Annotated in this window: 13 protein-coding genes; 6 read left to right on the forward strand and 7 right to left on the reverse strand. The window is 50.3% G+C overall.

What is annotated here, in order from left to right:
• From ACSAZK_RS07460 to ACSAZK_RS07470, 3 genes are read right to left on the reverse strand one after another with little or no spacing between them, the layout of a single operon-like run.
• Window positions 1-1,173, reverse strand: a complete 1,173-nt coding sequence (locus ACSAZK_RS07460) for a thiolase domain-containing protein (RefSeq protein WP_440956727.1) — start codon at window positions 1,171-1,173, stop codon at window positions 1-3.
• 15 nt (window positions 1,174-1,188) lie between these two features.
• Window positions 1,189-2,238, reverse strand: a complete 1,050-nt coding sequence (locus ACSAZK_RS07465; RefSeq protein WP_440956728.1) for a hydroxymethylglutaryl-CoA synthase — start codon at window positions 2,236-2,238, stop codon at window positions 1,189-1,191.
• A gap of 51 nt (window positions 2,239-2,289) precedes the next feature.
• Window positions 2,290-3,030 carry a helix-turn-helix domain-containing protein gene (locus ACSAZK_RS07470; RefSeq protein ID WP_048177613.1) on the reverse strand — a complete coding sequence of 247 codons (741 nt, stop codon included), beginning with the start codon at window positions 3,028-3,030 and terminating at the stop codon, window positions 2,290-2,292.
• A 186-nt stretch (window positions 3,031-3,216) separates the two neighbouring features.
• On the opposite strand from ACSAZK_RS07470, the gene ACSAZK_RS07475 reads away from it, so the two are divergent.
• Window positions 3,217-4,035 (forward strand): CRISPR-associated protein Cas4, encoded by an 819-nt coding sequence (locus tag ACSAZK_RS07475; protein ID WP_440956729.1) that lies wholly within the window; start codon window positions 3,217-3,219, stop codon window positions 4,033-4,035.
• Window positions 4,036-4,133: 98 nt separating this feature from the next.
• On the opposite strand, the gene ACSAZK_RS07480 is transcribed toward ACSAZK_RS07475, so the two are convergent.
• Entirely contained in the window at window positions 4,134-4,421 is a 288-nt protein-coding gene (locus tag ACSAZK_RS07480) for a hypothetical protein (protein WP_440956730.1), read from the reverse strand.
• A 221-nt stretch (window positions 4,422-4,642) separates the two neighbouring features.
• On the opposite strand from ACSAZK_RS07480, the gene ACSAZK_RS07485 reads away from it, so the two are divergent.
• Window positions 4,643-6,559, forward strand: coding sequence for a phosphoadenosine phosphosulfate reductase domain-containing protein (locus ACSAZK_RS07485; protein WP_440956731.1), 1,917 nt, complete (start codon window positions 4,643-4,645; stop codon window positions 6,557-6,559).
• A 288-nt stretch (window positions 6,560-6,847) separates the two neighbouring features.
• Here ACSAZK_RS07485 and ACSAZK_RS07490 read toward each other — a convergent pair whose 3' ends face one another.
• The 3 genes from ACSAZK_RS07490 to dinB form a co-directional block, all read right to left on the reverse strand.
• Window positions 6,848-7,099, reverse strand: a complete 252-nt coding sequence (locus ACSAZK_RS07490; RefSeq protein WP_048177606.1) for a protease inhibitor I42 family protein — start codon at window positions 7,097-7,099, stop codon at window positions 6,848-6,850.
• Between the two features lie 476 nt (window positions 7,100-7,575).
• Window positions 7,576-7,743, reverse strand: coding sequence for a pentapeptide repeat-containing protein (locus ACSAZK_RS07495; protein ID WP_440956732.1), 168 nt, complete (start codon window positions 7,741-7,743; stop codon window positions 7,576-7,578).
• Window positions 7,727-8,830, reverse strand: a complete 1,104-nt coding sequence (dinB, locus tag ACSAZK_RS07500) for a DNA polymerase IV (protein WP_440956733.1) — start codon at window positions 8,828-8,830, stop codon at window positions 7,727-7,729. Before dinB ends, ACSAZK_RS07495 begins: the two co-directional genes overlap by 17 nt.
• Window positions 8,831-9,081: 251 nt before the next feature.
• Here dinB and ACSAZK_RS07505 point away from each other — a divergent pair, with 251 nt between their 5' ends.
• The 4 genes from ACSAZK_RS07505 (at window position 9,082) to ACSAZK_RS07520 (ending at window position 12,168) form a co-directional block, all read left to right on the forward strand.
• Window positions 9,082-9,969, forward strand: coding sequence for an energy-coupling factor ABC transporter ATP-binding protein (locus ACSAZK_RS07505; protein WP_440956734.1), 888 nt, complete (start codon window positions 9,082-9,084; stop codon window positions 9,967-9,969).
• A 114-nt stretch (window positions 9,970-10,083) separates the two neighbouring features.
• Window positions 10,084-10,890: a cobalt ECF transporter T component CbiQ gene (gene cbiQ / locus ACSAZK_RS07510; protein WP_440956735.1), complete on the forward strand. Its 807-nt coding sequence runs from the start codon at window positions 10,084-10,086 to the stop codon at window positions 10,888-10,890.
• A gap of 310 nt (window positions 10,891-11,200) precedes the next feature.
• The gene (gene cbiM / locus ACSAZK_RS07515) at window positions 11,201-11,866 is read left to right on the forward strand and encodes a cobalt transporter CbiM (protein ID WP_440956736.1); all 666 of its coding nucleotides are present in this window, start codon (window positions 11,201-11,203) and stop codon (window positions 11,864-11,866) included.
• Window positions 11,863-12,168: a PDGLE domain-containing protein gene (locus ACSAZK_RS07520; protein ID WP_440956737.1), complete on the forward strand. Its 306-nt coding sequence runs from the start codon at window positions 11,863-11,865 to the stop codon at window positions 12,166-12,168. Before cbiM ends, ACSAZK_RS07520 begins: the two co-directional genes overlap by 4 nt.
• Window positions 12,169-12,275: the final 107 nt, after the last annotated feature.

Raw genomic sequence — 12,275 nt, forward strand, 5'->3', positions numbered from 1 at the left:
TCACCTCTCCCTCGAAAATATGTGTACTACTGCTGTTGCTCCTGACCCTCCGACATTGTGGGCCATCCCGTACTCTGCACCTTCTACCTGGCGCTTTCCGGCTTCACCGCGCAGTTGGGTCACGATTTCCACAGCCTGCTTGATACCGGTGGCTCCGACAGGATGTCCGCAGGCTTTCAGACCACCTGAGGTATTGACAGGGATCCGGCCTCCAATTGCGGTTTCACCCTCAGCGGTAAAGATTCCCCCTTTGCCTTTCTCTGCAAAACCTAGGTCTTCCACGGCGCAGATTTCGGCAATGGTGAAGCAGTCGTGCACTTCAACAAGGTCAATGTCTCCGGGACCCACCTTTGCCATCTCATAAGCCCGCTTTGAAGCCATCACCGATGCGTCCAGAGTTGTTATGTCCCTGCGGTCATGAAGCGCTATGGTGTCGCTTGCCTGGGCTGTGGCCTTGATGTAAATAGGAGTGTCAGTGTACTCGTGGGCGACTTCTGCAGGAGCCAGCACAAGGGCCGAAGCCCCGTCCGTAATGGGGGAACAGTCAAAGATGTGCAGGGGGTCTGCTACCATTATAGAGTTCAGCACCTGGTCGACCGTGATCTCGTTCCTGTACTGGGCAATGGGGTTCAGGCAGCCGTTCCTGTGATTTTTCACCGCAACTTCGGCGAGCTGTTCGCTTGTAGTCCCGTACCTATGCATGTGCAGCTTTGCGATCATTGAATAGAGTCCCGGGAAAGTTGCTCCTGCCATGCCTTCCCATTCCCGGTCGGCTGCTGCTGCAAGGGCTGAGGAAGCTTCTTCGGACCCGACATCCGTCATCTTTTCGGCTCCTGCCGCAACCACGATGTCGCCGTAACCGGAAGCGACGGTCATAATCGCCTGGCGAAGGGCAAGCCCTCCGGAAGCACAGGCGGCTTCCACCCTCGTGGCAGGGACGTGCAGGTTCCTGGAAAGTCCTGAATAGTCCGCGATCAGGGCTCCGATGTGCTCCTGCTCGACAAAGCGGCCACCACTCATGTTACCTACATAAAGGGCGTTAATGTCCTTCCCGCCTACCCCTGCATCTTCGATTGCGCCGATACCGGCCTCTACCACGATATCCCTCAGGGAACGTTCCCAGAGTTCCCCGAACTTCGTGTTCTTTACTCCGATAATTGCTACGTCTCTCATGTACTCACCCCGTTTTCAGGCCAGGCGTATCTTGCCTTTGTGCTTGGCATATCGTGCATAGTCAATGTATATAGGGTCCTTGATAAGTTCGGAAACCGTCGGCGCCCTGTTCCGGATCTCTTCGATTTTGTCGGTGACCGTTATGCTGAAAGCATCGGACCCTGCCCCGGACCCGAAAGCCGTTGCAAAGATCCGATCTCCGGGTTTTGCCTGGTCCAGGGTTGCCGCAATGCCCATGAGACAAGAACCGGAATAGGTATTTCCGATCTTCGGGACCACAAGCCCGGGCTCAATCTGGGCTCTGCTAAAACCGAGCATCTTTGCGGCCCTTGTCGGGAACTTCCCGTTTGGCTGGTGGAAAACCGCATAATCGTAATCATCAGGCTTTGTCCCCATCTTTTCCATAAGCCCTCTGGCCCCGTTTGTAACATGCCTGAAATAGCCGGGATCTCCCGTAAAGCGTCCTCCGTGTTCCGGATAGGGCATTCCTTCCCTTCTCCAGAAGTCAGGGGTGTCAGTTGTAAAAGAATAAGTATCTTCAATGATTGCGGCAAGTTCGGATTCCTTGTTTCCGATAATGCATGCAACTCCGCCCGCGGCTGCTGTGTACTCGAGCGCGTCACTGGGGGCTCCCTGGGAAACGTCAGCTCCGATTGCCAGGCCAAGGTCAATCATCCCGGAGCTTACCAGCCCCATGCAAGCCTGGATTGCCGCAGTTCCGGCTTTGCAGGCAAACTCAAAGTCTGCTGCAGTCATTGCAGGGGTTGCCCCGATAGCCTGACCGACAATTGTGCTTGTGGGTTTTACGGCATAGGGGTGACTTTCCGAGCCCGTATAAACCGCCCCGATTCTTGAGGGGTCAATATCACTCCTTGTCACTGCAGACCTTGCAGCCTCAACTGCAATGGTAGCTGCGTCTTCATCAACATCAGGAACGGATTTTTCATATACCATGAGTCCTTTTTTCAGGGCCTCTGCATCATCGCCCCAGAGCCGGGCGATTTCCTCGATTTTTATACGGTATCTCGGGACGTATGCACCGTATGATACGATTCCAATGGTCATATTCTCACCTGTTTTTGGAAAAAATTCAGGGAATAAAGTTACCGGAGAAGGTTATTCCTTCACGTGGTACTTACTGTATTTTTTAAGAGTCTGGATAATCTGGTCAAGATCCATGGTAGTTGCAAGAACAGGGATGCGGTCAACCTCTGCCATCTTAACGGCAACAGGCTCGACCTCTTCTTTTCGAAGCCCCTGGAGCACAACTGCCCCGGGTTTGAGATTGGTGACCCGGATAGCTACCATGGGAGATTTCCCGGTTGTCACCTTTGTAAAGATCATAGCCCGGTCCGTACTCCAGCCATAGAGTTTCTGGAACTCGTGGGAAGAGAGTTCCAGGATTGCACGCTGGCTGTCGATCACGGAGAAACCGTAAAGAGGCCTCTCAGATCCTTTATAGACCACTTCAGCTTCGATCAGGTTAACCAATTTTGCAAGCTGTATGGGGATAGTGTATTCGTATGTAGAGTAAATAGCTTTCGAGCTGTTTTCAGAACTTAGCATTGTTTCGTAAGCATGGATCTTCTTTCCGCCCCGCTCTAAATCAATCTCGATAAGGGACTCCACGATTTTCCGGACGATAAGAGTCCCGGGGGACTTTCTTCTCCCGCTTTCATAGTCGCTGATAACGGAGGGGGAAACCTTCAGGTAATTTGCAATATCGGTCTGAGAGATCTCAAAGTTCAACCTCCACTTTTTCAGTGACTCTCCCGGCTTATCTGAAAGAGTGATCTCTCCAGCCATTTTTTCCGCCAGGCGGTTTCGAAGATTTTCTGAGGATTCATTGGATGTCATGACTCACATACCCTATGATGAAACAGTCCCATATATATTTAACGAATGTGGTTTCGGCAATTGTCGGGAATTTGTCTGCACCTGATTTACAAAAAAAATCTCCGCTCGATATTATAAGACATATCCGGTTTACAGTGGGTTCTTCCTTCAATTATTTATATTACATTCATCATAAATTAATATGTAATGCCTGCAGATTCCCGAAGTCCGGAAATGAGCGTTTCTGACCTCATACTATATATTAGCTGCCCAAGGCGGGTGTACTTTACCAGCCGGGGTTTTGAACTTATTGCCGAGATGAATGCTTCCAGGCTTGAAAGGATGCTCCTGAAAGAGCTTGCCCTGACTTATCCGGAAATTCTGAATAAGTGTTCGTTGAACGCCGATAGCCTTTACCACGAACTCGATGCCGCCCTGGACAGGGCTCAAAAGGACCTGCCACTTTTGTTTCCGGGGGAACTCAAAGAAACGGGGCAGGAGATGCTTGAAGAAGCTGCGGCAGCTGCAAGAGCCCGGCTTCAGGAAATTACAAGCAACCTCCTCCTGGCCCTGGAAGAATACGGGAGAGAACCCCTGCTTGCGGCAGTCACTCCCGTGAAAACCGAGTCTTTACTCTCCTCCGCCCGCCTGAACCTGAAGGGCGTACCTTCCAAACTGGTCTGTTTCGAAGGCACCCTTGTCCCCTCCATCATCAGGCCCGGGAACTGCCCCACTCAGGGCGTATGGGCCTCGGACAGGCTGCGTGCAGCAGCTTTCACCCTCTTACTGGAAAACGAATCAGGAAAAGAAGTCCCCTTTGCCTTTGTAGAGTATGCGGCATTCGGCCTCCTCCGAAGAGTAACGGTCCGCAGTGCCGACCGCAGGGAAGTCCTGAAAATCTCCAGGCGCGTGGAAAAAATAAAAGCCGGGTTCATGCCCGAAAAGAAAGAAGGAAAACTCTGCAGCCATTGCAGTTTTGCCGAACACTGCAGTTCCGGCTCTTCTCTCATGTCAAAATTTTTCTAGGAATTGGCAAAAATGGAAAAGGCAGCAATTTGAAAACACCGGAATATCTTTCCTTCTAAATAAACCCGGGATTCCAGTGTGCCGGAAATACCCTCAGGTCAGCGCAGGAATTCCACGCGGAAACCTTTTTTCGAACCAACCACCGCATTATATAGTGTCCCGGTTATAAGCCCTATGAAATATCCCGAGACCCCATAAAAAACGGGCAGACTGACTACCGCCCATTTACCGAAGATCAGGGAAAATATTCCCAGGGAATCGGGCATTGAAAAACCCATAAAAGCGGCGGATGTTGTGAAAAGCCCGAAGACTAAACCCATTGTCCCGTAGAGTATGGCAAGGATCTTGCCGTATGCAACCGGGTCTATTTCCTTAATAATTACCATAAAATCCCCCCTTGTATTTTATAATTCTGATTTTTATTGTATATATAGTATGTATTAAGGAAAGGGAATAACGCAACAGTGAGTACATCGAAATAACAAAAAAATCAAGGATTCAAAAAAATCAAGGATTCCGAGCCTGAAAATTTCCGGATGTAGTTCCCCGGGAGAGAGGGCTCAAAGCCAAAGCCTTTTAAAGGTGAACCTCGCTCAATCAGCGTGACATGTCCAGACCAGCATACCTTGGCAAAATGCTCCTGCACTGGTGCGAGGCTTGCAATGTGCCCGTGCTTGGAAAAAAGTGTGGGTGCGGCAAAAAGACTCAAAAAGTCGAGGTCACCCCTCCGGGAGACATCCGCCCGGCTTTTGAATATGATATCAAGCGCATAAATTCGGTTTCCGAAAAACAGTTCAATGCTCCCCTGATCCCCGAAGGGCACCTTGCGGTTCTGAACAAAGCTCCCTATGAAGACCGGATGGACGAAATCGTAGTGGACGGGAAAGTCCTTGCCTCCATCAGGTTTGAAATAGAAAGCTGTGAATGGGTCATCCTCCCCCGCCTCGAAGGTGCAAGGCGGCTTTTCCATGGAAGGGACCCGGAAAGTTTGAGTGGAAATTTGAAGAAATGGGTTATCATAGACGAAGGAGTGGTACCCTTCATCCTGGAAAAAGGAGCAAGTGTCCTTGCCCCGGGAGTGCTGGACGCGGACCCCGGGATCCGGAAAGACGATGAAGTGGTGGTGCTGACCCCCACAGGAGACGTTATCTGCTGCGGAAGGGCCCGGATGGCAGGGCAGGAGATGCGTGATGAAAAACGCGGGAATGCCGTGAAGCCGCGCTGGAGCGAAGCCCCGGCTGAGGCAAAGATCCCTGCTGGAGGACAGAGCTGGGACGACGCAGTAAGGGCAAATGAAAAGCTTCTGGACGCAATGATAGAAGAATCCCACACATTCATCCGAAACGTTGCCGGAAGCATAGACAAGAAAGTCAGCGTATCTTATTCCGGAGGGAAGGACAGCCTGGCCGTGCTCCAGCTTGTTGACGAAGTCCTTGAAGATTACGAAATCCTGTTTGCCGACACCGGAATTGAGTTCCCGGAGACCCTGGAAAACGTCCGGGAAGTTGGCACATACTACGGAAAACCCCTTAAGATCACCAGTGCCGGAGACGCGTTCTGGGACTCCATCGGGGTTTTCGGCCCCCCGACAATGGACACCCGCTGGTGCTGCAAAATCTGCAAACTGGGCCCCATAGTCCGGCTGATCGACGAGAATTACGAAAATGGGTGCCTGAGCTTCATCGGGCAGAGGCAATACGAATCTCATGCCCGCGCCATGAGCAAGAAGGTCTGGAAAAACCCCTGGGTAGGAAATCAGGTGGGAGCCACCCCAATCCAGGAATGGACCGCCCTGCACATCTGGCTCTACCTTTTCAGGACAAAAGCCCCTTACAATCCCGCTTACGAGAAAGGCTACGACCGGATGGGCTGCTGGCTCTGCCCCTCATCATCCCTTGCCGACTTTTTCCAGCTCGAGGAAAGCCACCCCGAACTTGCGGAGAAGCTAAACTTTCATCTCCTCGCCTATGCAGAGCGCATGGGGCTCTCCCCGGAATGGGTGAAATACGGCTTATGGCGTTATAAACGGTATCCCAAAGTCCTTGTGGAACTTGCGGAGAAGAAAGGAATAAAACTGCTCCCGAAACAGGCTACCCCTGAAGAGCTCCACCTTGAGGTCACCACGGGTTACAGGCCCTGCAAGGTAGGAGGGATTTCTGCGGACGGGAGTTTCGGGCAGGCTGTGGACATCGAAAGCCTGAAAGAGAGCGGGATGCTAAATGCCGTCGGAAAGGCGTCTTACATCGAAGGTGCGGCTTCGGTCGCAGCCGGAGAATCCAGAGCCCAGGTCTTTGCATCAGGAAACGTTAACGGGAGAAGTGAAAACGAAAAACTCGTGAAAAAACTGATGAGGAAGATGGAACTCTCGGTGAGAAGGGCAATACTCTGCCAGGGCTGCGGGATCTGTGTAGGGCACTGCGAACACGGTTCGATAAAAATGAAAGCCGGCAGGGCAGAGATCAAGGACACCTGCACCCACTGCGGGAACTGCATTGAAGTCTGTCCACTTGCAAAATTCATGTAAGCTGATCACATGTAAGCTGATCACATGTAAGCTGATCACATGTAAGCTGATCACATGTAAGCTGATCACATGTATAAGCTGATCAGTATGAAGAAAAAGATAACATATTCCAACTAAGGAATAGAAAAACAGCAGCAATTACGGCTTAATGTGAAAGAGCAGGAAAATGTAAAAATGGGCATTCGGCTTCAGGTCGGGCACCTGAAGCTATTTTCCGGTACGAGGTCACTGTTCCGGAAAAGGGAACTGTTCCGGTTCAAAGTAATATTCAGCAACCTTTATGGGGTTTCATTCGGCGTCTATATTGATTTCAAAACAGCTCACTATCTGGTTTCCTTTACGGCATGTTCCTGTAATTTTCTGGCTTCCGGAGGAGATCACCTGGATTTCCCATATGCGGTAGCCGCCTTCCAACGCTACATCGCCGTTGGAGACGTATCTTTCGCTCATAACCTCAAGGCCGTTGCTCGTTGCTATGTCCCAGGCAAAACCCGTGTCCGGATTCTCCGGGAACTGGATGGTAAACGGTCTCCTCAGCATGTTATTCCCTCTCCTAACAGTCTACTAACAAATCCGTCCTTCCCTGTACCACTTGATACGTTCTTTGCCATTCTTGAGCGAATATCCTTATAGTTTGCCATTTTACAGGAAATTCGCATGCAGATAGGATCTACAGTAAAAATAGCCACATCTGAAAATATGGGAATGGAAACTCAGGTCATGGACGCAATTTTTAATCATTAATCCATATAGATATTGGATTTCTTGTGTGATAAATTTTGTGAAAAAATATTTCACATGGGTTAACATAAAAAAGGAAGTATAATATACAAAACGCAACTTGTAACCGTTGCAGATGCATATATAAACAGCATTGAAATATTAATTTATTAATTTATATCCACCCTGCCATGGGCGAAAAAAAGGTAAACAAAAAGTCCTGCCCCGGGGGAGTCAGAATTTCAAAAATTCTTGGTAGGTAAACCTCAGGACCTTTAAGCTGCACTTTACCAGGCTCAAGCCCCTTGAAAGACGAAACCTGAAAAATCAGACTCCCTGAGGACGAAACCTGAAAAATCAGAATCCCTGAGGACGAAACCTGAAAAATCAGAATCCCTGAGGACGAAACCTGAAAAATCAGAATCCCTGAGGACGAAACCTGAAAAATCAGGTTCCGTAGTCAAAAAGGCTGGTCTGGCCCGTCTTTTTCTGGAGCCCGCCGACCCTTACCCCCACGCGCCGGAGTTCAATGGAACTTTCCGAAAGGAAAGCGTCGAGAATTTCCCGGGCAGTTTCCCGAAGAATTGCCCTTTCCGAGACGGGATGGTTCAGGGTCCGGCTCTTCGTATGCGTCCTGAAGTTCGAATTTATCGCAGTTATGGTAACAACCCTGAAAGCCAGTCCCCTTGCGTCCAGTTTTGCAATAACGTCCTCGGCAAGCTTATCCACCAGCGGATAGATCAGTTCAGGGTCCAGGGTATCTTCGGAAAGCGTTGCAATCCTTCCTATCTGCTCGGAACCTTCCCGCTCCTTTACGGGAGAGTCATCAAGCCCTGAAGCAGCCTGCTTGAGCCAGGTCCCCCTGACCTTTCCGAAAGCCGAGATCAGCCCGATCACGTCGTACTCTGCAAGTTCCCCAACCGTGGAGACCCCCATTTCCTGGAGTTTATCTGCGGTTACGTCCCCGAGGCCCCAGAGCTTCGTAAGTTTCAACGGACCAAGGAAAGCGGCAACATCTTCCGGTTTCACCATCGTAATCCCGTCGGGTTTTTTCACCGAAGAAGCCATCTTTGCAATAAGCTTGTTCGGGCCGACCCCCACAGAACAGGTAAGCTTTTCTTTATCCCGGACCTCGGCTTTTATTCGCGTCCCGAGCTCGAAAGCCCTGTCAAAGTCCCCCCCAGCTCTTTCCGTGGTCTCCAGGAACGCCTCATCAATGCTTATCTGCTCAAATGCATCCCCGTTCTCCCCGGAATCCGCATAGCTCCTGAGAATTTCCATGACATTGTCCGAGACCTCTTTATAAAAGTCCTTCCTTACCGGCAGAAACACCGCATCAGGGTTAAGTTTCTTTGCCCTTGAACAGGGCATCCCGGACCTGATACCGGACTCCCGGGCAATGTAGTTGCAGGTGCTGACCGACCCGCTCAGCTCACTTCTCCCCGAGAGCATACAGACCACAACAGCTTTTCCCCGGAGTTCGGGGTTTTCCCGCTCCTCGATGGAGGCATAAAAAGAGTCCATGTCCACATGGAGAACGATCCGCTGCATTAAAAGAAAAAACGCGGGGAAGCTTTGTATAATTATCCGTCATTGCCTGTCACCGCCTTCAAGTTCTTAAAAAACAAAGCAACAAAACACAAACCATAATAAATAAAAACAATAACCTCTTTTGTGTTAACACTGTTTTTCAAAAAGTTAACAGCGAGTTCCAGCTTACGGGATTCCGCTTATAATATACCACTAATGGCACACAACTTACGGGACAGCACTTACGGGACACTACTTACAGGAAGTTATCGATGAAGCAAAAACAAGATCCCATTAATAACTTAACCGGGAAAAGAGACGGGACTCCTGTCCTTGAGATAAAAAAGCTCTGCCACAGGTACCCCCACCTGTCCGAAAACGCCCTGGACAACATCAACCTGAAGATATACAGAGGGGAAAGGGTCGCGGTACTGGGAGCCAACGGAGCCGGGAAGTCCACCCTCTTCAAGCACCTTAACGGGATCCTGAAACCGCTCTCAGGAGAAGTGCTGGTAAAGGGAGAAAAGCTTACTAAAAAGAATGTCCGGAACTGCCGGGAAACAGTCGGGATCGTCTTTCAGGACCCGGACGACCAGGTACTTGCCCCAAGCGTGGAAGAAGACGTGGCTTTCGGGCCTATCAACATGGGGCTTTCCAGGGCCGAGGTGGAGGCAAGGGTAAAGGAAGCCCTGGAAATGGTGGGGCTTAGCGGCTTTGAAGAAAGGGCTCCGCACCACCTCAGCGGAGGGCAGAAGAAACTGGTTGCAATCGCCGGGGTCCTTGCCATGCGCCCCGAAGTAATCGTGCTCGACGAGCCGACAGCCGGCCTCGACCCCCTCAGTTCCACCCGAGTCCTGGACCTGATAATGAAAATGAACCGGGAACTCGGGATTACCCTGCTCCTCTCCACCCACGACGTGGACGTGGTGCCCTATTTCGCAGAAAGGGTGTTCGTCCTCCACCACGGGAAACTTGAAGCTGACGGGAGCCCGGAAGAAATATTCAGTGACCCCGAACTCCTCGGGAAAGCCCATCTGAGACTTCCCAGGGTTGCCGAAGTTTTCGAACTGTTGAGGCAGGAAGGGATCAATGCCAATATACAGATCACAGCCGAATCCGCCAAAAACGAAATCCTGAGGATCATGGAAACCGGACACTAAAAGCACGGAATGAGATGAGTATTTGGAAAAAATTAGATTTTGAGAAAAATGAGTGCTTGAGAGACGAGAGATTGAGAGAGACCTGAAAAAAGATGCCGGATGGAGAATAACTCAATGGTAACCCTTACCGATATCGAGCGCGAGTCATACAAAAACAGCCCCGTGCACCGGCTCGACCCCCGGATAAAATTGATCTTCACACTTTTAGTGATCGTTTACGTCGTAAGCCTGCCCCGAATCCATGAACAAAACATTGTGCGCCTCCTGTCAGTGGAAACGTATCTACTGCTCCTTGTCCTTCTTGCAGGGCTGGACCTCAGGTACTTCGGGCTGCGCATCCTTGCCGTACTGCCTTTCGGACTCGGAATAGCCCTCTTCCAGCCATTCATAAGACATTCTTTCGTGGAAAGCTACACTCCCTATCCGCTGGACCTGCCCTTCGGGCTCGGTATCACCTATGAAGGGCTGGCTTTCGGGACCACCCTTCTCATGAAATTCCTGGTCTGCGTAACAGCGGTAATCCTGCTTTCCTCCACCACCCGGATGCGGGATATGGTAACTGCAGCCGACAGGCTGGGCGTCCCCCGGGAGTTCACCCTGCTTTTGAGCATGATGGTGCGCTACCTCTTCCTTTTCTGGGCCGTCCTGAAACGCATAAGAATTGCCCAGCAGACCCGGCTCTTTGACATCTGGAACAAAGATGTGCCCAGAAAATGGGTTCTTGAACAGGTAGGGCACAGCATAAGCTCAATTTTCATACGCTCCTACGAGCAGGGAGAAAAAACCTACATCAGTATGCTCTGCAGGGGATACGGGAGCGGGCATGAGAAGGCATATTACAGGATGAAAATAGGGCTTAAAGATGGAATCTTTTTGTTTGTAAGCCTCGGCTGTGTCCTGAGCATCCACTTTTTTATTTGACTAGAGATCCGAAGCTGGAAGCCCCCAACTCAGGAAGAAAATGATGGGTGCACCCCTTCATTCAAATCTTTTTTTCAGATAATCGCCTGGAAAAACATCCGAATATTAATACAGAGCCCATCTGCAGGTTTACAGGATATGAGTAAATTAACTAATCATCAAAGGAAGTAATATCAAAAGATATTTATGTAATACGAATCTACATTAACAGTGTTAAGTAACGCTGTGAAGATAACACTAATAAAATTAAATAACGGGATAAAAACGGGCAGACCTGAAAATGGGTACATAAAAAAATGGAGGGAAGAATTTGCACATACCTGATTCATTCATACCTTTAAGCCAGGCAATAGTTTACTGGATTATTGCTCTTCCTTTTATCATAATGTCTATGAAGTGGGCAAAAAATGAACTTGACGAGATGAAAGTACCGATTCTTGCTGCCCTTGCAGCGGGAATCTTTGCAATCCAGGCAATGAACATTCCCATCGGGATGGGGACAAGCGGGCACATGGTTGGGGCAACCCTTGTGGCTATCGTCTTTGCCAGCCCCTGGGCAGGCGTCCTGGTCCTTACCCTCGTGCTGCTCGTGCAGGGCTTCGCCTTTGCGGACGGGGGAATTACCACTATGGGCGCAAACATCCTGAACATGGGCGTAATCTCCGGTTTTGTCGGTTATTATACGTACGTCATGCTCCGCAAGAATATGAATGTGAACATTGCCGCCTTCGGAGGCGCCTGGGTAGGGCTCTTTATCTCGGCAATAGCCTGCGCAGTCCAGATGTGGCTTGCAGGGACCTTTCCCCTGGTTCCGGGCCTCATGGCAATGGGCACCTTTCACCTGATCATAGGCTTCATCGGGGAAGGACTGATCACTGCAGTTGCAATCTCTGCAATAGCCAAATCCCGCCCTGATCTCCTGGAAGACGGTTTTGCCGCAGGAAACGAAAGACTTGACATGGAGGCCACGGCATGAGCGGGAATTCAAACATGAAATTCCTCTACGCAGGGATTGCAATCGCCCTGCTGCTCTCAGCCCTTGCCCCTTTCCTTGCCTCCTCGGACCCGGACGGGCTGGAAAGCGCAGCAGGAGGCGTGGTAGAAGAAGCCAGGATGACCGAACTTGAAGAAGCAGAACCTGCAGTTGGCTCACCCATGCCGGACTATGCAATTGAGGGCATGGGCAAAGGCGGGGAAGTGGCAGCAATTGCCATTGGAACCCTTGCGGTCCTTGCAATAAGTTTCGGATTCGGGAAAGTGTTCAACAAAAAAGCCTGAAACTTCCTAAACCGTTAATTTTGTGATAAATTTTGCGATAAATTGGACCTACAACCCCCCAAAACAAGAGAAAAAAATCATTATCTCTTCCGGGCAAAACCCGGGAG

Source organism: Methanosarcina sediminis (assembly GCF_052056915.1).
Classification (GTDB): domain Archaea; phylum Halobacteriota; class Methanosarcinia; order Methanosarcinales; family Methanosarcinaceae; genus MTP4.